Source organism: Thalassospira sp. SM2505 (genome assembly GCF_054901115.1).
In genome coordinates this window covers 2,682,955-2,709,504 of record NZ_CM142731.1, presented here as the reverse complement: position 1 = coordinate 2,709,504, position 26,550 = coordinate 2,682,955, and the positions used below count along the sequence as shown (strand labels likewise).

Below are 26,550 nucleotides of genomic sequence, written 5' to 3'. Positions count from 1 at the left end.
TAAAACTCACAATTTGATTGATCTAAACGTTCACATGAACAGCAATGAATTTGCAAAACCCCGCAAAATTATTGCTTCTGATAGTATGGAGTCATCTCAATGTTGCTATCAATACATTGTATAATATGAATTTTTTGTTTCCATATTATGAATCTGTCACGTTTTTTTTTGCGCATTTATGCGGCTTGCCGGTTTATCAAAGATAAAAAGAAAGGGTGGCATTGATGCCACCCTTTAACATTCAGAAATGAACATTTTGATCGGATATCAGTTCTTGGTGTCACGCTGCACGAAGACCGAGAGCAAAGCCAAACCGCCTGACACCACCATCAACAGCAACGACAACGCATTGAGAACTGGTGTTGATCCCTGCTTGAGGCGATCAAACATCGCAATGGTCAGCGGCGCATCAGACCCGACCAGCATCAATGTCGTATTGAAGTTCTCAAATGACATCAGGAATGCCACAATCCCTGCCCCGATCAATGCCGGTTTGAGGAATGGGATCGTTATGGTCCAGAGTGCTGCACGCCGTGTCGCGCCAAGATTAAGCGCAGCTTCTTCAAGACTGACATCAAATTTACGCAAACGAGCCGAGATCACCAGTGTCGTGATCGTCGTGATAAAGGCGAACTGGCCAATGATCACAAGAAACAGGCCCGGCCGCAGGAACTCAAGATCCCAGCCAATACTATCTTCGATACCGTTTGCAATGGCATTCGAGAAGACAAGAATTGAAATACCAAGGATCACACCGGGAATAACCAGTGGCGAAAGCGAGATAATATAAAGCAGGTTCTTGCCGGGAAACTTGCTGCGTTCAAACAGAAATGCATTACAGGTTCCGACCGTCACTGACAGGATGGTGACCCAAAACGCTACAAATGCCGAAACGCCGACACTTTCAAGAAGCTTGGTGTCATTGAATATCCCGATATAGGGATCCTCATTTCCAAAGAACCAGGCAAGAGTCCCTCCCTCCCAGGGCATGGACGGGAACAGGCTATCGTTGAAGGCAAAGACACCCACGACAATCAGCGGCGCGCTCAGATAGACAAAGAACAGCGCGATATAGCTTGAATAGAGGCCCTTGTAGAATTTGGGCTGCGGAATACTTGGAATCATGTTCTTTCCCCTAGCCCACAGTTTCTGAAAGCGTCTGTTTGCTGAGTTTCAACCCGATCCAGACAATCGCAGATGACAAAATCAGCAGCAGGAAGCCAAACGCAGACCCTGACTCCCAGTTAAATCTGGTAATGAACTGGGTGTAAATCTGTTCGGTAAACCAGAGGCTGTCCTTACCCCCCAACAGATTGGGTGTCAGGTAATTGCCAAGTGTCAGCATGAAGACAACGATGCATCCTGAGGCAATACCGGGCATAGCATGGGGAATAACGATGTCACGTGTTACGGTGAATGCGTTGCCACCAAGGTCATATCCCGCCTCGATCAGACTGTCATCAAGGCTGTCGAGAACCGAAACCAGAGGCACAACCATGAACAACATCGATGTGTAAACCAGACCGACCATAATGGCCGCGTCGTTATAAAGCATTTCCACAGGACCATCCGCGATCCCGGCCCATTGCAAGAAATTGCTTATAACGCCACTTTCGCGCAGCAGGATCATCCAGCCAAAGGTCCGAACCAGTTCCGAAACCCAGAACGGGATCAGGCACATCAGAAACAGCGCATTCTTGCCCTTTCCGCGCATCACCTTGGCGATGTAGTACGACACCGGAAAGCCGATCACGAGCGTCAGAACCGTGGCAAAGATCGACATCACCGCCGTCCGGACATAGGTGTTCCAGTAAAGGGGTTCTGCAAAAAATTCGATATAGTTGATCAGGCTGAATTCATATTTTCCATATGAGATGCGTTCGCGCATCGAGACCAGGAAAAGGTCCATGTGCGGCAAAATAACCAACAGAAACAGCCACAATAGCAACGGCATTGCCAGCAACAGCAAGCCAAAGCGAAATGCACTGCCTCCGGTTATGGAAGCTGTCTTGCTCATGCTCCTGCTCCGCCTTCGGTCGATGCGAAGCAACGGGTTTGCTCGACGCTCCATGAAAGCCTGATTTCGTCCCCTGCCTTGACGGAGGCAAATGCACCGGTCTGGGGCAAGGCAACGGTCATTTCATGACCGGTCACAAGTTCACGCACCTGAAGGCTGCTTGCGGCACCATTAAACAGGACATTATCAACCTTGGCGGAAAGACTGTTGTCGCCACCTTCCGTGCCATCAATGGCAATGGCTTCGGGACGGACAAAAACGTCGACCCCCTGACCAATGACCAGATTGTTCTGGCCGTCGCGTTTAGCGATGACTTTACCGCCGCTGGCAAGATTGATTTCGATCTTGTGATCATCGCCACCTTCTACAGTGCCGTGCCAGCGATTGCTCTCACCGACAAAGCCTGCAACAAAGGCCGTTTTGGGATTGTAATAGAGGTCCTGTGGCGCACCGACCTGCTCAAATCGTCCGGCATTCATTACCGCAACCTGATCGGACATCACAAGTGCCTCGGACTGGTCATGGGTGATGTAAACAAACGTGGTGCCGATCTCATGTTGCAGCTGTTTGAGTTCAACCTTCATATGTTCGCGCAATTTAAGGTCTAGCGCCCCTAAGGGTTCGTCCAAAAGCAGAACAGCGGGGTCAAGAACAAGACAGCGCGCAATCGCGATGCGCTGCTTCTGGCCACCTGAGAGCTGACTAATCTGTTTGGGTCCTGCATCTGGAAGTCCGACCCGTGCAAGGGTTTCATTGACCTTTTGCGTGATCGTTGCCTTGTCAACACCACGGCGTTTAAGGCCGTAGGCAACGTTTTCGGCAACATTCATCATCGGGAACAAGGCAAGATGCTGAAATACCATATTGACCGGCCGACGGTTGGGTGGAACACCCAGCACCGATGCGCCCTTGATCAGGATATCGCCCGATGTGGGGGCCTGAAACCCGGCCAGCATCCGAAGCAGCGTCGTCTTGCCGCATCCACTTGGACCAAGGATGGAGAAAAACGACCCTTTGGGGATTGCCAGTGAGATGTCATTGACGGCGGTAAAGTCGTCAAAAGTTTTGACCACATTGCGGCATTCAAGGTCAAATTGGTCAGCCATAGGAGCCCTGTTCACGTTATTTTTGTTGGTGGAGCCAATCGAATGGTGATTGCCATTCCAGAAAGCACGATATCCCCGGCACAAAAATATGCCGGGGACGAAAGTTCTCAGGAAATAAGTTTCCTTAGTTCGACTGAGCAGCCTTCACGCGATCCAGGGTTTTACCCTCAAGCACTTCAAGACCGGCCGGAACGGTCGGATACCATTTGATGTTGTCGAGGTCAGCCGGCGGGAAACTGCCCTGGAACTGAGCTTTGAGTTTTGCATCTGCAAACTCATCCGCACCCTTGGAGGCGGTAAAGTTGCCTGCACTTGCAGTGATTTTAGCAGCGATTTCCGGCTGCATGACAAAGTTGATCCACTTATAGGCAGCATCTTCGTTCTTTGTCTTGCGCGGCAGTGCAAAGGTATCAATCCAGCCAAGTGCGCCGGATTTCGGTGCGACAAAGGTGATGTCGGCATTGTCGTTATTGAGCTTCCAGCCGCCAGTATCCCAAGCCATTGCTGCAACGACTTCACCCGAACGTACGAGGTTCAGCAGCGCATCGCCACCTTCCCAATAGGTTTTAACGTTGGATTTGCAGTCAATCAGCTTGGCTTCGACCGCATCAAGGATTTCCTGATACTTGGCTTCATCACCATATGCCGCAAACGGATCAAGTCCCATCGCGTAAGCGAAACCGATCAGGGTAGGACGCTTCAGGCGATAGGAAACCTTGCCTGCAACTTCCGGTGCACAAAGGTCGGTATAGTCTGCGACGTTTGCGGCTTTGGATTTGTCAACGATCAGGCCGCTGGTGCCCCAGACATGCGGCACGCCGTAAACGTCGCCTTCAACGGTGGTGTTGGTTTTGGTCGCATCAAGCATCGACGGAATGAATTTGGCCGCGTCGACTTTCGAAAGGTCGATCGGTTTGTAGATACCGTATTCAAGCTGAGCACCGGCGATGCGGTCCTGGGACGGCTGGGCAAGGTCAAAACCACCGCCGCCCGTCGCACGCAGTTTTGAAATCATGTCTTCGTTGTTGGACAACGTCACTTCGACATCGATGCCGGTTTCTTTTTCGAACAGCTCGACAACTTCGTCCGGGGCATAGCCCCCCCAGGTCAGCAGACGAAGCTCTTCAGACTGAGCCGCTGAAGTGAAGGCAACCATTCCAGCAATCGCTGTGAGGCCAAGCAAAGAACCGCGCAATGCGCCGTGTTTTTTAGACATTTTGAACCCTCGTTATAAACGTGATGGCATTTCCCTGTGGCCGGATCGTTCATAGAATTTGGTTATCTCGCTCCGGCACGGAGCAATATCGCAAACATTCGTGTTGATACGAAAGAAAAAACGAAACTTTTTCTTTCTTTTGAACACGCAGGGTTCATTTTTGCGCCTGTCTAGAGCAAGGGCAAGTTAAAGTTCTGCAACAGTTTTTCAGCTGTGAAGCAGACCGGCTGACTGAAAAGCAAAAAGGCGCCATGAACGGGCGCCTTTTCTCAAGATGTTCCGTTTTCAGTGCGACGGATATGGTCAGTCTTCTGCACTGAACTCGGCCGGGCAATCTACTTTCGTAAAGGCTTTGCCTTGCCCGTTAAACAGATGCGCGGCTCCGGCGGGCGCCGATGCCGTAACGGCTTCACCGATTTTTACCCGGCTATGTCCGGGGGCGCGAACCGTGACGCGATCACCATTGGCAAGTTTCAGATACAAATAGGTAGAATCGCCAAGCTTCTCGACGACATCGACCTCACCATTGACCGTCAATTCGCCCTGATCGCCAAGGGACAGATGTTCCGGGCGAATTCCCAGTTCGACCTGCGATCCGATTTCGGAAGCCGGAACGTCAAATGGCAGAACCGATTTGACACCGCCTGGAACCGATACGGTCACTTTGCCCTGCTCAACCCCGTCGATCGTGACGCTGGTGAAATTCATGGCTGGTGATCCGATAAAGCCCGCAACAAAACGGGTTTCCGGATGATGGTAAAGCTGCATCGGTGATCCGACCTGTTCGACATTGCCACCATTCATCACCACGATCTTGTCTGCCAACGTCATGGCTTCAACCTGATCGTGGGTAACATAAATGATCGTCGATTTCAGATCCTGATGCAGTTTTGCAATTTCGATGCGGGTTTGAACGCGCAACGCGGCATCAAGGTTTGAAAGCGGTTCATCAAACAGGAACACCTTTGGCTGGCGCACGATCGCACGACCAATGGCAACACGTTGGCGCTGACCGCCTGAAAGCTCCGAAGGTCTGCGATCAAGGAGTTGATCAAGCTGCAGGATGCGCGCGGCTTCACGCACACGAGCGTCAATTGCAGCCTTGTCCTGTTTATCGAGCTTAAGCCCGAACGCCATGTTCTTGTAGACTGTCATATGCGGATAAAGCGCATAGGACTGGAAAACCATGGCAATTCCGCGATCACGCGGACTTTTGGTATTCACCAGTTCGCCATCAATCATCAGATCGCCACCAGTGATGTCTTCCAGACCGGCAATGATGCGCAACAAGGTGGATTTTCCGCAACCTGACGGCCCGACAAACACCACGAATTCACCGTCTTTTACATCCAGATCAATGCCATGCAGGACATCAACCGCGCCATAGCTTTTACGGATCTGGTCAAGTTTCAAGTCAGCCATTTATTCAAAGCTCCTATCAGCCAACAATTACTTCACCGCGCCGGATGTCAGGCCGCGAATGAGTTGTCGGGAGAAAATCAGGTAAAGGATCAGGATCGGGATAATCGCAAGGCTCAGTGATGCCAGAACTGCGTTCCAGTCAGTCACATACTGGCCAATGAATTGCTGCACACCCAGGGTAATGGTCTGCTTGCCATCGCCCGGTGCAAGAATCAGCGGGAACCAAAGATCATTCCAGATCGGGATCATCGTAAAAACTGCGACAGTTGCCACGGCCGGGCGGATTAGCGGAAGAATGATCGCAAAGAAGATTTTGAACTCCCCGACCCCGTCACACCGTGCGGCTTCTTTTAAATCCTTGGGAATTTGATGCATGAATTCCGTCAGGATAAAGATCGCCAGTGGCAATCCCTGCGCCACATAAACCAGAACCAGTGCAGCCAACGTGTTCACCAGCCCCATATCGACCACAAGGTTCAGGATCGACACAGAACCAAGCCGGATCGGCACCATGATACCGATGGCAAGATACAGGGCGAGCACCGTATTGCCCGGGAATTTGTATTCCGACAATGCCCATGCAGCCATCGCCGCCAGCAACAGAACAATCACGATGGTAACGATGGTCACTGTAAAACTGTTATAGAAAAACAGCTCAAAATTCGATTTTGCCAGAACCTTGGTGAACCCTTCCAGACTGAAGGTATCGGCATTTGGCAGACCCATCGGATCCTTGAAGATACCCTTACGGGTCTTGAAGGCGTTAATCACCACAAGGAAAATCGGATACAGCGCCACCAGCGTGTAGGTCAGAAGGATCGCATGAACGATCACAGCGCGACTGGCGTCTTCCCGACGTATATTTGCAAAATTCATTGTCGCCCCCGATTACAGCTGATAACGCGCCAGACGGCGCTGAATGGCGAACAGATAGAACAGAACGCCTGCCAGAATGATCAGGAACATCAGGGATGCAACCGTCGCCCCGAGATGCGGGTTTCCAAGCTGCAACTGATAACCAAAGAATGTGCGATAGAACAATGTGCCCATGATATCGGTCGAGAAGTTCGGGCCTGCCAACGCACCCTTTACTGCATAAATCAGGTCGAAGGCATTGAAATTACCAACAAATGTCAGAATGGAGACCATGGCAACAGTCGGCAGGACCAACGGCAACTTGATATGGATGAATACTTCGAAATGGGTCGCGCCATCGACAATTGCGGCATCAACCAGATCGTCCGGGATCGCAAGCAAGGCGGCATAAATCAGCATCAAGGGAATGCCAACCCACTGCCAGACCGAAATGAATGACAAAGTGATCAAGGCACTACCTTCCTTGCCCAGCCAAGGACCGAACAAAGATTTAAGACCGACAATATCAAGAAGGTCTGCGCCAACACCCCAGACAGGGCTCAGGATCAACTGCCAGATAAAGCCGACAATCACCACTGAAAGCATGGTCGGCATGATCATCATGGTGCGATAGGTATTCCGGAAGCGGAGCTGCGGCAGGCTGAGAATACCAGCCAGCGCAATGCCGATCGGGTTCTGGATCAACATGTGAACAGCAAAGAACTTCATATTGTTCCAGAAGCTGTTCCAAAAGGTCGCCGACCAATCCGGATCAGCCAAAATGGTGCGATAGTTGTCCAAACCAACGAAAGCAGTATCACCACCACTCGGGGTCGCATAGAAGCTGAGCCGGATTGAATCAAGCAGCGGATAGATCATAAACAGCGTGTAAATGATCGTTGCTGGGGCCAAAAAGGCGATCACAGGCAATTTTGCCTTGCGCCAATCGGTCATGGGGCCGGAATGCGCCATACCCTGTCCTGTTATCCAAGATTAAAAGATTGAAGGTTTCTGAATAACCTTCTCATGTATGGACCGCAGTTTTTCCGCCCGGCGGCCTCAAGATACAGAACGCATGCTGTTACCTGATCGGGCGATAAAGCAAGGATGGCAGAAACCCGCAGTCTCCGCCATCCTTTCGATATGTTACTGGTGCGGAGCATACCACTTCGCAAGACCAGCTTCGGCAGCACCTGCTGCATCTGCCGGGGTCAGCGTACCGTTGATTACCTGTGCAGAAAGGTTCCACAGGTCGTTTTCAAGGTTCGGCGTGCCACGCGACAGAATCTGGTAGGAGTTGCGAATGGTGGATTCACACTTCTGGCGCCAGCTGACGAACTCGTTTGCAACCGGATCGGTCACGGCGACTTTGTGGTTTGAAAGCGAGAAGAAGCCCGGTAGCGCGTTGGAATAGAGTTCGGCAAACTCGGAACCCGTCATCCATTCAAGGAACAGCTTGGCTTCTGCTGCGTTTTTCGAACCTGCATTCAGGCCAAGAGCAATGTCGGTATGGTCACTGATATAGCAGGTATCGGCACCAGCTGCAGGGGGTGGCGGAAATGCGCCGAACTCGAAATCAGCCTGGTTGTTGAACAGCGAAATGTCCCAGGAGCCAGCCGGATAAACAGCTGCACGCCCCAGCGAGAACAGGTTCTGCGCATCCGGATAGGAAATGGCTTCATAGCCGTCTGGCAAATAGTTCTTCCAGCTTGCAAGTTCTTTGAAGGTGTCGACATAAGGCGCATCGGTGAATTTCGCGCTACCATCGATCAGAGCTTTACGACCAGCTTCACCATTCCAGTAGTTCGGACCGATATTCTGGAAGCCCATGGTTGCCGCTTCCCACTGGTCTGCGGTGCCCATTGCCATCGGAATGTAGCTGCCTTCTTCCTTGATCTTGTCAAGGGCGGCATAGAATTCTTCGCGGGTTTTCGGGACTTCTACGCCGACTTCCTCGAAGGCTTCCTTGTTATAGATGAAACCGTGAATGACAGACGCCATCGGCAGGCAGAAGGTGACAGAACCGTCATCTGTTTGCCATGCAGATTTGGCAACATCAGAGAAGTTATCCATCCCCTTGAGGTCATCGAGCGGCGCAAGGTTGCCCTGCTTGTAAAGTTCAAGCGATGCGTCAAACGGACGGCAGGTGATCAGGTCGCCTGCGGTGCCGCCTGCCAGCTTGGCATTGACCGATGCGTTATATTCGGTCGGCGGGGTCGGTTTGAACGAAACCTTGATGTCCGGGTGTTCTTTGTTGAATGCCGGAATGATTTTATCATTCCAGATATCGATATCGTCGTTACGCCAGCTTTCGATTACAAGTTCGCCAGCAGATGCCATCAACGGAACCAGGGCGACACTTGCCGCCAGGGCCCCGGCCAGACCTTTTGCTAAGACTTTATTCGACATTTATGCCTCCTCTGATCAATGTCGGCGGACTGGCACCGTGTTGATGTCAGTTCCTGTACTCAAGCGCTGTCCGGAGATTTCCATTAGACAGTACAAGAATTTCTTTTGCCCGGTCCGGTGTGTGACCCTTGGCCACCAGCACCGCCGAACGAATATCAAAGTCTGTTTTTTCAAGCGCGTGTTTGGCCTGATCTGGCGCGCAAGACGCAATGTGCGAGACAATGCGTACTGCCCGTTCATGCAGCTTGATATTTTCTGCGCGCATACCAACCATCAGGTTATCAAACAGGCGCCCCAACTTGTTCATCACAAGCGTCGACAGGATGTTCAGCGCAGCCTTTTGTGCTGTTCCCGCCCCCATGCGGGTCGAACCAGCGACAACTTCCGGGGCGCTTTCGAGGTAAATTCCTGTGTCCGCAATACCAAGAATATGACCATCAGGATTGTTGCAAATGCCGACAGTAAAAGCGCCACGTTCGCGCGCCAGCTCCAGTGCGCGCACCGTATAGGGCGTTGCGCCGCTGGCAGCGATGGCAATTACGGCATCATTTTCCGAAATATTATGTTGGGATATTTCGCGCGCAGCGAGGTCGACATCATCCTCGGCACCATTGAATTCATTTGGCGAGCTTTGAACACCGCCAGCCAGCATGACAATGGTATGCTCTTCGGGCCAACCAAAGGTCCCGCCAAGTTCCTTGGCGTCTTGCCATGCAACCGTTCCGGAAGTTCCTGCGCCGACATAAACGAGACGCCCGCCGCCCCCCAGGCGGCGTGCAATCCCGTTAGCTGCTGTGGCCAGATCCCCCAGGACCGGACCAACCGAGGCCACAGCACGCATCTGGCCTTCCCACAAGGCCATAAGGAAATCGGCGTCAGACCATTGGTCCAACCCGGCAAATCGCGAATCAAATTCTTCAGTGCGTGATGCCATTTTTCCGTCTCCCTCTCCAAATTAAATACCATTGTGATACCAGCGGTGCAAGCCACTTCGTAAATATTTTCGATAAAGACCGCCAATACACTCGGAAAACCTATATAAAACAATACAATAGTTAACTATTTCAATTCACCCCTACAATCTGTGCGTATATCTACTGACTCCAAAATCAGACCACTATCAAATATAGTGGCACTATATTGGTATTGCTTTTTAAGATACCACTCTGCTATGCTCTGATCAGAAACGGGAAGGCAGCTAAGCAATCATGGCAAACGAACGGCTTTATCTTGGTGTTGATGGCGGCGGAACGCGCTGCCGCGTGCGGATTGCAAATGAATCCGGCTGCGTACTGGGTGAATCCGTGAGTGGCGGGGCCAATACCCGCCTTGGTATCGACCATGTTTTTGGTGAAATCATCGCAGCTGCGTCTCTTGCGCTTTCAAATGCCGGTATGGATGATTCCCGACTTGGTGATCTGCATGCTGGAATGGGGCTTGCCGGCCTCCCACTTGAGCGTGATCGCAAACTTGCGCAATCTTATGCGCATCCCTTCGCCAGCACCTGTTTTGCAACCGATGCCTATACAGCGTGCCTTGGCGCTCATGACGGCGCAAATGGTGCAATTCTGATCGTTGGCACCGGAACATGCGGACAGGCAATCATCGACAACACAGAATTGGCGGTCGCTGGTTGGGGGTTTGAAGTTTCCGATCTTGGTAGTGGTGCGCGGATTGGTCGCAATGCCATTGAAACAGCCCTGCTCGCCCATGAAGGTTTGGCTGAGAAAACAGACCTTACTACTGCTGTGATGGCCAAATTCGACAACAATCCCGAGAATATTGTCGTATTTGCCGAAACCGCGCGGCCATCAGATTATGGCGCGTTTTGCCCGATGGTATTTGATGCCGAGGCTGCCGGTGATAAGGCGGCGATATCACTTGTGAATTTCGCCGTAGATGCAAACCTGAAGATTCTCCGGAAGCTGGTCGCCTTTGGCGCACCACGTCTGACCCTGATGGGCGGGCTTGCCGAACAGATGGCCAAACGCATGCCAGAAGATATCAAGAAACTGATGGCGCCTGCAAAATTTGACGCCATGCATGGTGCTATTTTGTTGGCCAAACAGCATGAAAGAGCCGCCGCATGATCGCAACGTCGGACATCATCGCAAATCTCAGGACCCGGGATATTGAAAATACCGGCAATGGCCCGCTTTATCGTCGGTTGCAGTCTGCTCTTAAGGCTGTCATCGAAGATGGCATCCTGCAAGTTGACGATGCATTGCCAAGTGAACGCGATCTGGCAACCGAATTGGGTATTTCACGGGTAACAGTTCGCAACGCGATGCGTGCCCTTGTTGAGGAAGGCGTTCTGGTGCAACGACACGGAGCTGGAACCTTTGTAGCGCCTCGTGTCGAACAGGCTCTGTCGCGACTGACTTCCTTTACTGAAGACATGATTACACGCGGAATGGATCCGGGTGCGGTCTGGCTGGAAAAAACACTTGGTCATGCCTCGCCCGAAGAAGCCATGGCCCTTAATTTGTCACCGGGGACCGAGGTCACCCGTTTGCGTCGTCTGCGTACAGCGAATGACAAACCTATGGCGCTTGAATATGCGGTCATTCCGCGCGCCTTTTTGCCCAGCCCGGATGAAGTCGACAAATCGCTTTATGACGCGCTGGCAAAGTACAACAAAAAGCCCGAGCGCGCGTTGCAGCGCCTTCGGGCCGAACTTTTTGATGGCGAAACCGCCAAAATCCTTGGGGTGCCGGATGGCAGTGCCGCGCTTTACATCGAGCGACGCTCTTTCCTTGCCAATGGCACGCCAGTGGAATTCACCCGGTCCTATTACCGCGGTGACAGTTATGACTTTATCGCTGAAATGCAGGTGGATGCGCGTTGATCGAGTCAATTCGCCATTCATACAGAACCAAGGGAATATAGCACATGACGACAAGTTGGCGTCCGAAAACGCAGATGGGCCGCGAATTGGCAGAAGCCCCGGAAGTTGTCGCAACTCAGCTTGCACACAACAGGGATGCAATTGCCAAGCTGGCGGAAGACCTGCGGAACAATCCGCCGAAATTTGTTGTCACCTGCGGGCGCGGAAGCTCCGACCACGCCACCCTGTATGCCAAATACCTGATCGAAAGCCAGCTTGGCATTCCGGTCGTTTCGGCAGCACCATCAATTGTATCAATCTATAATCGTTCAATTGCATCGAAAGACGCTTTGTTCATAGCGGTTTCGCAGTCCGGCAAGAGCCCTGATCTGGTGAAGAATGCCGAGGCAGCCCGTGACGCGGGTGCGCGTACTGTGGCACTTGTGAATGTGGTCGATTCTCCACTGGCCGATACCGTTGACCATGTGATCCCGCTGATGGCCGGACCAGAGACAAGCGTTGCAGCAACCAAATCCTATATCGCAACCCTGTCAGCGATTGCGCAGATTGTAGGTGCCTGGACACAGGATGATGCATTTAACAAAGGGCTCGTTAAGTTACCTCAGTCGTTGAATTCTGCTCTGGATCAGGATTGGCTGGGCGCATCGGAAACAATTGCCAACTCTAACGGCCTTTATGTTATCGGGCGTGGACCAGCATTTGCAATCGCACAGGAAGCTGCCCTTAAATTCAAGGAAACCAGCAGCTTGCACGCCGAAGCTTTCAGCGCAGCTGAAGTCAAACACGGACCGATGGCACTGGTCACGCCGACTTTCCCGATGCTGGTATTCTCGCAGCAAGATGCGTCACGTGACAGCGTCGAGGATTTCCTCTCCGAGATGCGGGCAAAAACAGACAATCTGTTTGCCGCAGAGACGGGCTATGCCGATATCAAGGGTCACCTCCCGGTGGTCGAGGATATCCACCCGTTACTGGCGCCGATTGCCATGATCCAGACATTCTACACTCTGGCGGAAAATGTAGCTTTGGCCCGTGGCTGCAACCCCGATGCGCCGCCGCACCTTTCGAAAGTGACGGAGACCCACTAATGACCAGCTTTGCCATTACCAATGCCCGCATTTTCGACGGGACAGAATTTCTCGACGGAAGAGCGGTCATCGTGCGTAACGGCAAGATCGAAGCAATTTCCGATGCAAAAGCCCTGCCCAACGACATTGAAATCGTTGATGGTCAGGGCCAAACTTTGGCCCCCGGCCTGATTGACGTTCAGGTTAATGGCGGCGGCGGCGTTCTTTTGAACGATCAACCCGATATCAACGGGGTGCGCGCCGTCATGGAAGCCCATCGTAAGTTCGGTACCACTGCGATGCTGCCGACTCTCATCACCGACTATCGTGACAAGATGGAAGATGCCATTGCGGCCGTCAGCGCTGCAATTGATGCAAATGTTCCGGGTATCGTCGGTATTCATCTTGAAGGCCCGTACCTGAATGTCGAGCGTAAAGGCGTTCATTCCGCCGACATCATCCGCCCGATGGAAGATGATGCGATTGAACTTCTGACCCGCCTGCCCAACGGCAGAATTCTGGTCACCATGGCGCCGGAAAAAGCCGCCAAGGGAACCATAAAGAAGCTTGCAGACAAAGGTGTTCTGGTTTGCGCCGGGCACACTGCAGGTACCTATGATGATATTCAGGAGGCAATTGGCGAAGGAATGCGTGGCTTTACCCATCTGTTTAACGCCATGAGTCCCCTTACCCATCGCGAACCTGGTGTTGCCGGTGCGGCAATGGCAGATGATACCACCTGGTGTGGACTGATTGTTGATGGTTACCACGTGCATCCTGCCGCTGTGAAAATCGCCGTTAAAGCCAAGGCAAAAGGCAAGATCATGCTTGTGACGGATGCGATGCCGACAGTTGGCGCAACTGAAAAACGCTTTGTCCTTGGTGGTGAGGAAATTATCGCCACTGATGGGCGTTGCGCCTTGGCCAACGGGACGCTAGCAGGCTCCGATCTTGATATGATCAGTGCGGTTAAAAACTGTGTCGAGATGATCGGTATTGAGCTTGGCGAAGCGCTTAGAATGGCATCCCTTTATCCGGCAGAGTTCCTGAAACTAGATGACAAGATGGGGCGCATTGCACCGGGCTATCAGGCCGATATCATTCTGTTTGATGACAGCTACACTGTAACCCGCAGCTGGATCAACGGCGCATAACAATCAAAACAATCAATATTTTATCAGGTTTTCAGGAGGCATAAAATGAAGCCGGTTCGTATTCTTGTCATTGGTCTTGGTAATATGGGTATGTCCCACGCAAAGGCTTATCACGCGCTGGATGGATACGAAATCGTCGGCATTTGCGCACGTTCCGAAATCCCGGCAAACAAGCTTCCTGATGGTTTTGCCGACTATCCGCAATTTACCGATTTCTATACTGCGTTGGCAGAAACCAAACCGGATGCGGTTTCAATTAATACCTATACCGAAACACATGCAGATTTCGCCATCGCAGCATTTGAAGCCGGTGCACATGTTTTTATTGAAAAGCCGCTGGCTGCGACCGTCGCAGATGCTGAACGCGTGGTCGCATCTGCACGCAAACATGATCGGAAACTGGTAATCGGATATATCCTGCGCCATCATCCATCCTGGGAAAAGTTCGTCGAAATTGCCAGGACACTCGGCAAACCGCTTGTCATGCGGATGAACCTTAACCAACAAAGCAGTGGCGCCTTTTGGGAAACCCACAAGCGGTTGCTTAACAGCGTATCGCCGATTGTTGATTGCGGGGTTCATTATCTTGACATCATGTGCCTGATGACCGGCGCAAAGCCGGTATCGGTCAATGCAATTGGTGTGCGTCTCTCTGAGGATGTCGCACCAGAGATGTATAACTATGGGCAGCTTCAGGTACGTTTTGATGACGGCTCAGTTGGCTGGTATGAAGCTGGCTGGGGTCCGATGATCAGCGAAACCGCATTTTTTGTTAAGGATGTCATTGGACCGAAAGGTTGCGTCTCGATTACCGATGTCGAAGAAAAAGGAGCCGGATCGGCCGACATCGATACCCACACCAAGACAAATGCATTGCGCCTGCATCATGCAGATACCGACAGTTCCGGCGAATTCACCCGCGTTGATGAAATCATCCGCACAGATGACGAACCCGATCACGATGGTCTTTGCCTGCGTGAACAGGAATTTTTCCTAAAGTCTATAACAGAAAATCTTGACCTGACGCAGCATATGGAAGATGCATTGGGCTCCTTACGGATTGCCCTTGCTGCGGACCAGTCGGTTCGCACGGGGGCACCTGTTTTACTCTGACCCCCAGGAGGAGTACCCACATGCCTTCCGTTAAACCCGGTGTTGTTACCGGTGCTGCCTATCGTGACCTTGTCGCTGCTTGCAAGCAGGACGGTTACGCCCTTCCCGCTGTTAATATCACATCATCAAGCACGATGAACGCAGCCCTTGAAGCTGCCGCGAATGCCGGTTCTGACATTATCATTCAGCTTTCGAATGGTGGCGCACAGTTCTTTGCCGGCAAGGGCATCAAGGACGCTGATGCTGCCCGTGTCGTGGGCGCAGTTTCGGCTGCCCGTCATGCACAGCTTCTTGCTGAATATTACGGTGTCGCTGTTGTCATGCATACCGATCACGCGAACCGCAAGTTCGTCCCGTGGGTCGATGAAATGTTGAAATGGAGCGAAAAGGCCTATGCCGAAACCGGTCAGGCGCTTTATAGCTCTCACATGCTCGATCTTTCGGAAGAAACGCTTGAAGACAACCTGTCGACTTGCGAGACCTTCCTTAAGCGCATGTCCGCCATCGAGATGAGCCTTGAGATCGAACTGGGCGTTACCGGTGGCGAAGAAGACGGCATTGGTCACGAGCTTGACACGTCAAGTGACGAGATCGATCCGCGTCTTTATACCCGTCCGGAAGAAGTTGAAGAGGCCTATCGCCGTCTGTCGCCGCTCGGCCATTTCTCGGTTGCTGCTGCATTCGGTAATGTGCACGGCGTCTATAAACCGGGCAACGTCAAACTGCGTCCAGAAATCCTTCTGGAAAGCCAGAAATTTGTATCCGAGAAGCATGGTCTTGGCGACCGTCCTCTGGACTTCGTATTCCATGGTGGTTCCGGTTCGGAAAAAGAAAAAATCGAAGAAGCCGTCAGCTATGGCGTTTTCAAGATGAATATCGATACCGATACCCAGTTCGCCTATTCCCGCCCGGTCGGTGAATATGTCGAAGCCCATGCGCGCGCCTTCAAGTATCAGGTCGATCCGGAAACGGACAAACCATACAAAAAAGACTATGACCCGCGCGTCTGGGTTCGCGAAGCTGAACTTTCGATGGCAGCCCGTCTCGAAGAAGCTTTCAAAGACCTTGGCGCGACCGGTCGTTCGGTCACCAAGGGCTAAGCCTGATCAGCCTTGTTCGACCAAAATGGTCACAGGATTTGTGAAACCCGCCGGACTTGTTCGGCGGGTTTTTTCGTGTCTCTATCGCCATGGTCATTGTGAAATGACAGTCTCCTGACAAATACTGACAGGAGCTGTCAGGGGTGCGCTTGCGTATAGCGTTGACGTCCTCTATACACTTTCCGAACAATTCAGGAACAAAAGGCCCGATATGCTGACGAAAATTTCGGTTCGCGGTGCGAAAGAACACAATCTTCAGAACATCGACGTTGAACTGCCACGCGATTCTCTGGTGGTGATTACCGGCCTGTCGGGATCCGGAAAAAGTTCGCTTGCGTTCGACACGATCTATGCTGAAGGTCAGCGTCGCTATGTCGAAAGCCTGTCTGCCTATGCACGCCAGTTCCTTGAATTGATGCAAAAGCCGGATGTCGAATATATCGACGGCTTGTCCCCGGCCATTTCGATCGAACAAAAAACGACATCGCGCAATCCGCGTTCGACCGTCGGTACCGTCACCGAGATTTATGACTATATGCGTCTTCTGTGGGCGCGCATCGGGATCCCCTATTCGCCTGCAACGGGTCTTCCAATTGTCAGCCAGACGGTGTCGCAGATGGTCGACCGGGTGATGGAGATGGAAGAAGGCACGCGTCTTTACCTTCTTGCTCCGATCGTACGCGGACGTAAGGGCGAATACAAAAAGGAATTGCGTGATCTGCGCTCACGCGGGTTCCAGCGCGTCAAAATCGATGGCGAGATGTATGACATCGACGAGGCCCCCGAACTCAATAAAAAACTGAAACATGATATTTCAGTCGTGGTGGATCGTTTGATCGTCAAGGAAGGCATCGCCACCCGTCTTGCCGACAGTTTTGAAACTGCCCTTGAATTGACCGATGGCATCGTTCTGACCGAAGACGCCAAGACTGGGGAAACCACTGTCTTCTCTGCAAAGTTCGCCTGCCCCGTCTCCGGTTTTACGATTGAGGAAATCGAACCCCGCCTGTTTTCATTCAACAATCCCTTTGGCGCCTGCCCGGCTTGTGATGGTCTTGGCACCCAGATGGAATTTGATCCGATGCTGGTTGTCCCTGATGAAAGCAAGACGCTTGAAGATGGCGCTGTTGCTCCTTGGGCAAGCAGCACATCGAAATATTATCTGCAGACGCTGAAATCGGTCGCAAAGCATTTCGGCTTCAAGACGAATGTTGCCTGGGACAAATTACCGAAAACAGCTCAGGACATTATTCTGAACGGCTCCGGCGAAGAAGAAGTCACCGTTACCTATGATGACGGGTCGCGCAGCTATAAGGTTTCTCGCCCGTTCGAAGGTGTTATTCCAAACATGGCCCGTCGCTGGCGCGAAACTGACAGTCAGTGGGCCCGTGACGAACTGTCCAAATATCAGATGGTTTCACATTGCCCGACCTGTTCGGGAAAGCGCCTGAAACCCGAAGCACTGGCCGTAAAGGTTGATGGATTTGATATCTCGCAGATCACTGATCTTTCGATTGCCAAGGCCGGTGACTGGTTTATCGGCCTTGAAGGCAAGCTGAACGAGAAAGAAACAGAGATCGCCCGGCGTATTCTTCGCGAGATCAATGACCGTCTGCGGTTCCTGCGTGACGTCGGACTTGATTATCTCTCCATGTCGCGCACGTCCGGCACCCTTTCGGGCGGTGAGAGCCAGCGTATTCGCCTGGCATCGCAAATCGGCTCGGGCCTCACAGGTGTGCTTTACGTGCTTGATGAACCTTCAATTGGCCTGCATCAGCGCGACAATGACCGTCTTCTGGAAACCCTCAAGCGCCTGCGTGATCTTGGAAACACTGTTCTTGTCGTTGAACATGACGAAGATGCTATTCGCGCGGCTGACTATGTCGTTGATATGGGCCCGGGTGCAGGTATCCATGGTGGACGTATTGTTGCGCAGGGAACCCCCGAAGAAATCCAGCAGAACCCCGACAGCCTGACGGGGAAATACCTTGTCGGGATCGAACAGATCGCTGTTCCCAAGGAACGTCGCAAAGGAAATGGCAAGGCGATTACCATCAAGGGGGCCACGGCCAACAACCTTCAGGGCATTGATGTTGATTTCCCGCTTGGAAAATTCATCTGTGTTACCGGAGTTTCCGGTGGTGGCAAGTCCAGTCTGGTGATCGAAACGCTTTATAAGGCGTTGGCAAAACGGATGCATAACGCCCGTCATCATCCCGGTGCACATGACAGCATTACCGGTGTCGAACTTATCGACAAGATCATCGATATTGATCAAAGCCCGATTGGCAGAACCCCGCGATCCAACCCGGTGACCTATACCGGGGCTTTCACCCCGATCCGGGACTGGTTCGCACAGTTGCCCGAAGCCAAAACACGCGGCTACAAGCCCGGTCGTTTCTCGTTTAACGTCAAAGGCGGTCGTTGCGAAGCTTGTCAGGGTGACGGCGTCATCAAAATCGAAATGCACTTCTTGCCCGACGTCTATGTGACATGCGATCAGTGCAAAGGTAAACGATACAACCGCGAGACACTGGAAATATCGTTTAAAGGCAAATCGATATCTGATGTCCTTGATATGACGGTCGAAGAAGGCGCCGAATTCTTCAAGGCTGTTCCTTCGATCCGTGACAAGATGGAAACCCTGAAACAGGTCGGTCTTTCCTATATCCACCTTGGACAGCAGGCAACAACTCTTTCGGGTGGTGAAGCACAGCGCGTCAAACTTGCCAAGGAACTGTCAAAACGCGCGACAGGACGGACGATCTATATTCTCGATGAACCGACCACAGGTCTTCATTTCCACGATATCCGCAAATTGCTTGAGGTGCTGCATACCATTGTGGATCAGGGCAACACGGTGGTCGTGATCGAACATAACCTTGACGTTATCAAAACGGCTGACTGGATCATTGATATAGGACCCGAGGGCGGCGACGGCGGCGGTCAGTTGGTCGGCACTGGCACCCCGGAGGCCATCATGGCCAATGAGCGTAGCTATACGGGTCGTTATCTGAAACGGCATCTGGGACTGGAATAATATTTAAAGGGCAGCATGTTTTTGCTGCCCTTTTTCATCACCTACCCGCCACTGGTTACCCGGTTTTCAACTCTTTTGACCAAGGCTGTACTCAGCCGTTCACTAAATCCTGACAAGAATGCGAAGACCAGAACGATCGACATTTGTTGTCCGGCCACGGCGGAATTGCTGATCTGGTCGAGGTCATCAAGATTATGCAGCTCATCAAGCGGTATGGGCAGTATCCCGGCGCGTAGCGCAAGCAGCACGACCAGTGCGAAACAAAACCCCATGCATGGCCGGAACAGGAAATTAAAGAACACTGACGACGGTTCCATATCCGCCCACGGGGTGTCCTTCCCTAAACGCATCATCATGCTTGTCAGGGCACCAATGGCACCGAAGCTGCCAACAAAGAACAACAGGTCGTAACTGAACCCGAACAATTTGCCATTGCCTGTGCTGATGATGGTGTCGATCTGGACAAACATCAGAACAGCAAAAATCAGAACGATTGGCGACAGCGCCAAAGCAAGTGCTGCAATCCGAAGGCTTTTGTTGAAGGCCTTTTCAATCGGGTTTTCGGGGGTTGGTAACTTGGGATGATCTTTCATCTCTGCGCTCAGATCGTGCAAATACCCTTGGACAAAGCCGTCGCGTCCCTGATTAAGCGCCAAAAGCATCAAAACAGCATCGGATTGCTTACGATCAGTTGCACTGCTTTCCGGGGCCACTTCATTGCGCCACCATCGCAAGAACGCCCGCATGACAAGCGAGGCTCGCCATCCCTGGCGGGTTGCCACCACGTATTCAATCATGCTTTCGATATCGGCAGGACTAAAGACCCCGTCGGGGAAACCACCAAACGGAAATCCCGGCCGCCGTTCCTTGCTCTCCGTCGGAGCGTCTGGTTGACACGCGGCATCGTCTTGCGAAGTCGTCTTGCACTCGACATCGCGTATGATCCGACGTCGGGGAACAAGCCCGATTACCGGACAATGTGTGGGTTCATAGCCATATGGGTGATGCGGGTAGCTCATATTGGCCCCAGTTTCACATATGTTCGACAGAACGGGTCTGGCATATAAGACGTACTTGCTGTGGCAATGTGAAAAAATTCATGGGTCCATGCGTACTGATGGATGATGACTGCGCAATTGACTTGAAATATGCCCCCATGCACCGCTATGTGTGTGCCAAGCTTTCAAACATATTCTTCGCGAGGAGTTCGCACACGTGAATACGGTTAAACCTGTTCATATTATCGGTGCCGGTCTGGCCGGCAGTGAAGCCGCCTGGCAGCTGGCAGAAGCCGGTGCGCCCGTTATCCTGCATGAGATGCGCCCGGTACGTCCGACAGACGCGCACCATACGGATAAATGTGCCGAATTGGTCTGTTCGAATTCGTTCCGCTCGGATGACAAGGAATATAACGCTGTTGGCCTGATCCACGACGAAATGCGCCGTGCCGGGTCCATCATCATGCGTTGCGCCGATCAACACAAGGTCCCCGCTGGCGGCGCGTTGGCCGTTGACCGCGAAGGCTTCTCGCAGGCTGTTACCGACGCGCTGGAGAATCATCCGCTTATCACCATGGAACGTGGCGAGATTGATGATCTGCCGCCGCAGGAATGGGAGCATACCATCATTGCGACCGGGCCTCTGACCTCTGGAGCGCTTGCCGAGGCAATCCGCAAAGTCACCAGTGAAGCAAGTCTTGCCTTCTTTGATGCGATTGCGCCGATTGTCTACAAGGAAAGCATTGATTTCGACAAGGCATGGTTCCAGTCGCGTTATGACAAGGGCGATGGCAAGGACTATATTAACTGCCCGATGGATGCAGACGAGTATAACCGTTTCATTGATGCCCTGCTTGACGGCGAAAAAACCGAATTCAAGGAATGGGAAAAAGACACCCCCTATTTCGATGGCTGCCTTCCGATTGAAGTGATGGCTGAGCGCGGGCGCGAAACCCTGCGCCATGGTCCAATGAAACCGGTCGGTCTGACCAATCCGCATAACCCGACTGTAAAGCCGCGCGCGATTGTTCAGCTTCGTCAGGACAACGCGCTTGGCACGCTTTACAATATGGTCGGCTTCCAGACCAAACTGAAATACGGTGCCCAGGTTGACGTATTCCGAACCATTCCGGGCCTTGAAAACGCCGAGTTTGCCCGCCTTGGCGGCATACACCGGAACACCTTCCTGAATTCACCACGCCTTCTCGATCCGACCTTGCGCCTCAAAGCGCGTCCTGATTTGCGGTTCGCCGGTCAGATTACCGGCTGCGAGGGCTATGTTGAAAGTGCAGCGGTCGGACTGATGGTTGGTCGCTTTACTGCGGCTGAAAAAGTAGGGAAAACAATTCCTACCCCGCCCCTTGCAACGGCAATGGGGGCGCTTTTGAACCATATCACAGGCGGCGCAGACGAAAGCACGTTCCAACCGATGAATGTCAATTTCGGACTGTTCCCGGATCTGGAGCTGACCAAACGGGTCAAGGGCCGGGATCGGAAAAAGCTCTATTCGGACCGTGCCATTCCGTTGTTTGATGAATGGCTAAGTGCGGTAAACGCTGCGTAACAAGACAAAAGCCGCATCCTGTGATGCGGCTTTCTTATCTCAGCTTGATGCTATCTGATCACAATCAATAAGTTTTCTTTTGGCGGGTCAACTTGCCGGTAATGTCACGGATCTGCTTGCCATCCCGAAACCGGCTAAAAACAAGGTCCATATTGCCCTCATCATCAAGCTTGCGTTCATAGACCTGCATCTCGTAACCACCTTCATCGGTGATATAAAGGGCATGAATGGTAAGGGTTTTACCGACAATACGTGCCCAGAAAAACGGTTCACCTTTTAACGGATCGTTTGGGATACGTTTCCCGAACAGGCCTGAGCGCATTGCACTGCCATAGATGTCCGGGCGTTCGGTTGAATAGAACTCGATACTCAGCGAAACGTTCTTTTCGCGCCCGTCCTTTTTGTGAATGACAGTAGCCCAGTCAACGTTAAAACCCCTTTCCGTCTTTTCAATGCTGACGTCAAGATCGCGGGCCTGCAGCTCGCCATCGGCATGTTCAATTGTCACACCGTGATAATCACCAACGAACGGATCTATACTGGCTGCCTGGGCGACGAATGGCGCAAAACCAAAACCACCAAACAGCATGACAATAACCAGCTTCGATAGCCAGTTAGTTCCAAGTCTGGAATGCGGATATGCCATACGAACCCTCATGCTGGGTAGCCCACAATTGACGTTGCACCGTGTAAACAAGGCGTTATTAACGCTAACACGGACAGAACGAAGCTGTCTTATCCTTTATCGTTAATGTAGATGATATTTTCGCAATATCCAGCCATCACGTGAATTGGCATCAATAGCTTTTAAGCAAGCCATTAAGGGTCAGACGCACACTTGCCGGTCGCGCAAGCCCGAATTCGGCCGAGAACGGATCAAATTCCGCTTTGGCCAGTTTGCGCAGATACCCGTCGGCAAGAACCAGTGGCAATGCAGCAGCGCGGGCAGATTTCGGAACAGCCCCTCGATGCTTGCGTGCCTCGGCAATCCTCTTTCTTGCCAGTTCTGCCAGTTCTTTGGTCAGGTTGCGGACCTCTTCCTTTTTTCGGAACTCAAAGATATCGCTCTGCCCGACATTGTGATTTTCCATCCGGTCCTTGGGGAGATAAAGGCGCTTGGCACGTCCATGAAATACCATTGCACGCATGATACCGACCAGACCATAGGCATTGCCCGCAAGACGGATTGCGTGTTCAGCATCGTCTCCCGTCGCACCAAGAACACGCCCGGAAAGAACCGCCATCTGACCTGAGGTTTGATCGATATATCGATCAAGTTCTTCCTGATCAGCAGGTTGGCGGTCTTCAAGATCAAATTCACGCGCGGCAACGACGGTTTCAAGGTCACGAACCGAAACGGCTTGAGACTGAACAAGTTCCGCAAGCGGTTCGACAACTTCATGCTTGCGTACTTTGCCCTCCCCGATTTCGCTCAGGGTATCGCGCCACCATTGCAGCCGAATATGGCCAAGCATGATTTCCGTAACCATTTCGCGCGTTTTCGAGACTTCCTGATTGAAAGCATAGAGCGTGAACAGGTCTTCACGCTTTTCAGGTGCGGCAAATAACGCACACAGGAAACGATCCCGATCATGACGGCGCGTGTAGTCCGCGCAATGCGAGAGCTTTGGCGTCTCAGTCATTCTATGCTTCCAACCCGCTTTTCATTGCACCAACAACTTCAATTGGCTGGTTGATCTGCGCAGTGATAATTTCATCCATGGCTTGTAAGGTGTTCTGCTGTTAAGGTTATTTTGTCAGACCGAATGACACGATAACGTGCAAACCAGTATTTCCGGCCTTGTATAACAATTAAAGTGGCGCAGGCATATGGCATCCTTCACCTCTGGAAAATTACACGTTATAGGCGGCGGCCTGGCTGGTGCGGCACTGGCGACCCAGCTGGCCGAAGACGGCGTGGAAGTACACCTGTATGACGAAGGCGAGCCATTCGAAAGCCGCTGGACCCGTGGCATGCAAACCGCGCCCGAAAGTCACAAAACGTCGGAGCCGGAAATCTTTTATGATCCGGACGGCCTGGTTGCAGACTACTTTGCCCGATGGCCCGAAATCCCGGCCAAACTCGTCCGCCCGGCCCACTGTGTCATGGGATTAAAACGCGGCCGACGCAAACCTGCGATCATCACGCTTGATCAGGGTGTTTCAAGGGCTCTGATCGCCCGGCGACTTGGCGTTTTGGCCCGCATATACACCATGATCGACTTTTGGCGACAGCGTTATGGCAATGAGGAAAACCGGGTCGAGGCGGCCGCTTCGTTCGGTGACTTTGATAGCGACGAGCACGCCCATAAACCCGGCACATACCATCGCGATGCTCTGGCAGTGTTGGCAGAAGTCCTGTTTTCAATTCCGGCTCACAAATGTTCAAGCACTCTGCTCGCGCGGGTTCTCCTGCCCAAAGCAGGCGCCGTGGTCGCCCGATCACATGAGCCGGTCTTTTCGGCGATTGATCCTATCATCCTCAACGATATCGCCCTGCCGACACTGCGTGAACGCTTTTTAGCAGCGGGTGGAAAGATCATGGCCCGAACCAGGCTTGGTGATATTGACAGCACATCTGAATATGCCACCGATCTTTTGTTTAACGATGATATTCAGGTTATGATCAATCCCAGTGATGCGGTCGTACTTGCACTTCATCCCAAACCACTGTGCAACGCTGTCCCCGACATTGGTATCCCGCCCGCCCCGGCACGCCGACAAACAGTGGCATATGAGCTACGACGTCCATTTGCGGAACCTCTTTGCCTGTTCGTTAGCGATGACCTTGTCCGGGCAATATATTGCCATCGCCGACATATCCAGGTCAGCCTGAACAGCAGCTTTCACCTTCCTGCTGACGGAACAATAGAACAGCTTGTGGACCGTATCTGGCAGCGCTGCGTGTGGCTATGCAACCAGTATCTCAATCTTGATTTGCAGGCACGGGCTCAAAATGTTCAAGGGGCCGAACATCCCAATTTCAGCTTCATTGATGCGGAAGCTCCATTTCCCGAATTTACACCTGGCCATGCCGCCTTGCGGAATCGCCTGAAAACACCTTGGAAGAACCTGTTTCTGTGCGGTGATTCATTCCCGGTGGATTCTGCACCGGGCCCTGCTGCCTTGTTTGCCAGCGTCAAACAGGTTCGCCAGCAGGTATTGGCCTATTTGAAGGAATAGGCGTCAAACCGCAATCAGGGCGGCTGCTACGCGACGGGCCTCTGCAACCAGGACATTGTATGTGCGGCAAGCCGCACCGGTATCCATCGGCTCGATCACGATACCATGCTCTTTAAGCGCATGACGCCATGCCAGCGGCACAGGTGTCAAACGCGTTCCCATACCCAGCAGCAAGATTTCGATTTCATCAGCTTTCTCGATGATGCGGGCAAATGAGTCCACCGAAATGTCATCGATGGATTTGACATTCCATGAGTAGATGGATTCCGGAAACAGCAACACTGAACCGTTTACCGTTTCTTCGCCAAAGCGAAACAGACCGTCACCATAGCTTGAGACCAGATTGCGACCTTCGGCAACAAGTGGGCTGACTTCAAGTGACATGGAAATCCTCGTATCATCTGGAGCGCATCATGTTCTGTTCGGGCGAACAAAACGGCAAAACAAAAAAGGCCGGGGCGTTTTCGCACATCCCCGGCCTTCTTGCAAATTCTAGATCAATGTTGGTCGGATCAGGCTTTTACTTCCTGACCTTCTTCTGCTTCGGGAATTTTGCGTTTCAGACGCAAAACAATCAAAAGCGGAGAAGCCACACAAATTGACGAATATGTACCGATCACGATGCCGAAAATAAGCGCCAGCGTGAATCCGCGGATTGCCTCGCCACCGAAGGTAAACAGAGCAATCAGCGCCAGCAAGGTCGTGAATGACGTCATGGTTGTACGCGACAGCGTCGAGTTGATCGAGAGATCAAGAAGATCCGGAATTTCCATTTTGCGGAACTTGCGCAGATATTCTCGAATACGGTCAAACACAACGACGGTATCGTTGATCGAATAACCGGCAACAGTGAGAACGGCGGCAAGCGTTGCAAGATCGAACTGAACACCGGTGATCACAAAGAACCCGACCGTAATCACAACGTCATGCAACAGGGCAACAACCGAAGCCACTGCAAACTGCCATTCAAAGCGGAACCAGATATAGACCATGATCAGCAACAGCGAAATCACGACCGAATAAAAACCCGCTTCCTTGAGCTCGCTACCAACTTTCGGGCCAACAAGTTCACTACGACGGATGGTGACATTTTCGCCAAGGGCATCGGTGACTGTCGCCAACGCAGCCATCTGGGCCTTTTCGTCGCCATCCTGACGCTGCAACTGAATCAGAACGTCATCCGGTGCCCCGAATTCCTGGATCGAAACGTCACCAAGACCAAGACTTCCAAGATTGTCGCGTAATCCGCTGATATCTGCCGGACCATCGGTCTTGATTTCAACAAGGATACCCCCGCGAAAATCGATCCCGAAGTTAAGTCCCTTGGTGAAGAACAAGGCAGCAGATGCCAGAACCATCACCAAGGATACGATATAAAAGAGTTTCCGGAATTTGAGGAACGGGACGTTCACGTCATCCGGGATAAGATGCAAAGGTTTCATATCTTCCCTGTTCCCT

The 26,550-nt window shown here is 52.2% G+C and carries 23 protein-coding genes; 9 read left to right on the top strand and 14 right to left on the bottom strand.

Features of this window, described 5'->3' with window-relative positions:
* Positions 1-267: 267 nt before the first annotated feature.
* From ACTU44_RS12690 to ACTU44_RS12650, 9 genes are all read right to left on the bottom strand, one after another.
* A complete protein-coding gene (locus ACTU44_RS12690) occupies positions 268-1,125 on the bottom strand; it encodes an ABC transporter permease (protein ID WP_336080868.1) in 858 nt (285 codons plus the stop codon).
* A gap of 10 nt (positions 1,126-1,135) precedes the next feature.
* Positions 1,136-2,017, bottom strand: a complete 882-nt coding sequence (locus ACTU44_RS12685; RefSeq protein ID WP_462095586.1) for an ABC transporter permease — start codon at positions 2,015-2,017, stop codon at positions 1,136-1,138.
* A complete protein-coding gene (locus ACTU44_RS12680) occupies positions 2,014-3,123 on the bottom strand; it encodes an ABC transporter ATP-binding protein (RefSeq protein WP_462095585.1) in 1,110 nt (369 codons plus the stop codon). The genes ACTU44_RS12685 and ACTU44_RS12680 overlap by 4 nt, the downstream gene beginning before the upstream one ends.
* 124 nt (positions 3,124-3,247) lie before the next feature.
* A complete protein-coding gene (locus ACTU44_RS12675) occupies positions 3,248-4,339 on the bottom strand; it encodes an extracellular solute-binding protein (protein ID WP_114099780.1) in 1,092 nt (363 codons plus the stop codon).
* Between the two features lie 303 nt (positions 4,340-4,642).
* The gene (locus tag ACTU44_RS12670) at positions 4,643-5,761 is read right to left on the bottom strand and encodes an ABC transporter ATP-binding protein (protein WP_462095584.1); all 1,119 of its coding nucleotides are present in this window, start codon (positions 5,759-5,761) and stop codon (positions 4,643-4,645) included.
* A gap of 27 nt (positions 5,762-5,788) precedes the next feature.
* Complete coding sequence (locus tag ACTU44_RS12665; protein ID WP_462095583.1) at positions 5,789-6,637, bottom strand: carbohydrate ABC transporter permease; 849 nt, start codon at positions 6,635-6,637, stop codon at positions 5,789-5,791.
* Positions 6,638-6,649: 12 nt separating this feature from the next.
* Positions 6,650-7,588, bottom strand: a complete 939-nt coding sequence (locus ACTU44_RS12660) for a carbohydrate ABC transporter permease (protein WP_336080858.1) — start codon at positions 7,586-7,588, stop codon at positions 6,650-6,652.
* Between the two features lie 174 nt (positions 7,589-7,762).
* Positions 7,763-9,025 carry an ABC transporter substrate-binding protein gene (locus ACTU44_RS12655; RefSeq protein WP_462095582.1) on the bottom strand — a complete coding sequence of 421 codons (1,263 nt, stop codon included), beginning with the start codon at positions 9,023-9,025 and terminating at the stop codon, positions 7,763-7,765.
* 46 nt (positions 9,026-9,071) lie between these two features.
* A complete protein-coding gene (locus tag ACTU44_RS12650) occupies positions 9,072-9,959 on the bottom strand; it encodes an N-acetylmuramic acid 6-phosphate etherase (RefSeq protein ID WP_114099786.1) in 888 nt (295 codons plus the stop codon).
* A gap of 274 nt (positions 9,960-10,233) precedes the next feature.
* On the opposite strand from ACTU44_RS12650, the gene ACTU44_RS12645 reads away from it, so the two are divergent.
* The 7 genes from ACTU44_RS12645 (at position 10,234) to uvrA (ending at position 19,347) form a co-directional block, all read left to right on the top strand.
* The gene (locus tag ACTU44_RS12645) at positions 10,234-11,115 is read left to right on the top strand and encodes a glucosamine kinase nucleotide-binding domain-containing protein (protein WP_114099787.1); all 882 of its coding nucleotides are present in this window, start codon (positions 10,234-10,236) and stop codon (positions 11,113-11,115) included.
* Positions 11,112-11,873, top strand: a complete 762-nt coding sequence (locus tag ACTU44_RS12640; protein WP_114099788.1) for a GntR family transcriptional regulator — start codon at positions 11,112-11,114, stop codon at positions 11,871-11,873. The genes ACTU44_RS12645 and ACTU44_RS12640 overlap by 4 nt, the downstream gene beginning before the upstream one ends.
* Before the next feature lie 44 nt (positions 11,874-11,917).
* Positions 11,918-12,961 carry an SIS domain-containing protein gene (locus tag ACTU44_RS12635; RefSeq protein ID WP_114099789.1) on the top strand — a complete coding sequence of 348 codons (1,044 nt, stop codon included), beginning with the start codon at positions 11,918-11,920 and terminating at the stop codon, positions 12,959-12,961.
* A complete protein-coding gene (gene nagA, locus ACTU44_RS12630) occupies positions 12,961-14,094 on the top strand; it encodes an N-acetylglucosamine-6-phosphate deacetylase (RefSeq protein ID WP_462095581.1) in 1,134 nt (377 codons plus the stop codon). Before ACTU44_RS12635 ends, nagA begins: the two co-directional genes overlap by 1 nt.
* 45 nt (positions 14,095-14,139) lie before the next feature.
* Positions 14,140-15,207 carry a Gfo/Idh/MocA family protein gene (locus tag ACTU44_RS12625; protein ID WP_462095580.1) on the top strand — a complete coding sequence of 356 codons (1,068 nt, stop codon included), beginning with the start codon at positions 14,140-14,142 and terminating at the stop codon, positions 15,205-15,207.
* Positions 15,208-15,227: 20 nt separating this feature from the next.
* Positions 15,228-16,307 carry a class II fructose-bisphosphate aldolase gene (gene fbaA / locus ACTU44_RS12620; protein ID WP_114099792.1) on the top strand — a complete coding sequence of 360 codons (1,080 nt, stop codon included), beginning with the start codon at positions 15,228-15,230 and terminating at the stop codon, positions 16,305-16,307.
* Positions 16,308-16,518: 211 nt separating this feature from the next.
* The gene (gene uvrA, locus ACTU44_RS12615) at positions 16,519-19,347 is read left to right on the top strand and encodes an excinuclease ABC subunit UvrA (RefSeq protein ID WP_114099793.1); all 2,829 of its coding nucleotides are present in this window, start codon (positions 16,519-16,521) and stop codon (positions 19,345-19,347) included.
* Between the two features lie 41 nt (positions 19,348-19,388).
* Here the strand turns inward: uvrA and ACTU44_RS12610 are convergent, their stop codons facing one another.
* Complete coding sequence (locus ACTU44_RS12610) at positions 19,389-20,366, bottom strand: hypothetical protein (RefSeq protein ID WP_462095579.1); 978 nt, start codon at positions 20,364-20,366, stop codon at positions 19,389-19,391.
* 196 nt (positions 20,367-20,562) lie between these two features.
* Here ACTU44_RS12610 and trmFO point away from each other — a divergent pair, with 196 nt between their 5' ends.
* Positions 20,563-21,909 carry a methylenetetrahydrofolate--tRNA-(uracil(54)-C(5))-methyltransferase (FADH(2)-oxidizing) TrmFO gene (gene trmFO, locus ACTU44_RS12605; protein ID WP_462095578.1) on the top strand — a complete coding sequence of 449 codons (1,347 nt, stop codon included), beginning with the start codon at positions 20,563-20,565 and terminating at the stop codon, positions 21,907-21,909.
* Positions 21,910-21,973: 64 nt separating this feature from the next.
* Here trmFO and ACTU44_RS12600 read toward each other — a convergent pair whose 3' ends face one another.
* Together ACTU44_RS12600 and ACTU44_RS12595 are read right to left on the bottom strand one after the other, a co-directional pair.
* A complete protein-coding gene (locus ACTU44_RS12600; protein ID WP_462095577.1) occupies positions 21,974-22,555 on the bottom strand; it encodes a hypothetical protein in 582 nt (193 codons plus the stop codon).
* A 151-nt stretch (positions 22,556-22,706) separates the two neighbouring features.
* Complete coding sequence (locus ACTU44_RS12595) at positions 22,707-23,552, bottom strand: phytoene/squalene synthase family protein (RefSeq protein ID WP_462095576.1); 846 nt, start codon at positions 23,550-23,552, stop codon at positions 22,707-22,709.
* A gap of 187 nt (positions 23,553-23,739) precedes the next feature.
* On the opposite strand from ACTU44_RS12595, the gene ACTU44_RS12590 reads away from it, so the two are divergent.
* Positions 23,740-25,092 carry an NAD(P)-binding protein gene (locus tag ACTU44_RS12590; protein ID WP_114099798.1) on the top strand — a complete coding sequence of 451 codons (1,353 nt, stop codon included), beginning with the start codon at positions 23,740-23,742 and terminating at the stop codon, positions 25,090-25,092.
* Positions 25,093-25,095: 3 nt separating this feature from the next.
* Here the strand turns inward: ACTU44_RS12590 and ACTU44_RS12585 are convergent, their stop codons facing one another.
* Positions 25,096-25,476, bottom strand: coding sequence for an Mth938-like domain-containing protein (locus tag ACTU44_RS12585; RefSeq protein WP_114099799.1), 381 nt, complete (start codon positions 25,474-25,476; stop codon positions 25,096-25,098).
* A gap of 128 nt (positions 25,477-25,604) precedes the next feature.
* Positions 25,605-26,534, bottom strand: a complete 930-nt coding sequence (secF, locus tag ACTU44_RS12580; RefSeq protein ID WP_114099800.1) for a protein translocase subunit SecF — start codon at positions 26,532-26,534, stop codon at positions 25,605-25,607.
* Positions 26,535-26,550: the final 16 nt, after the last annotated feature.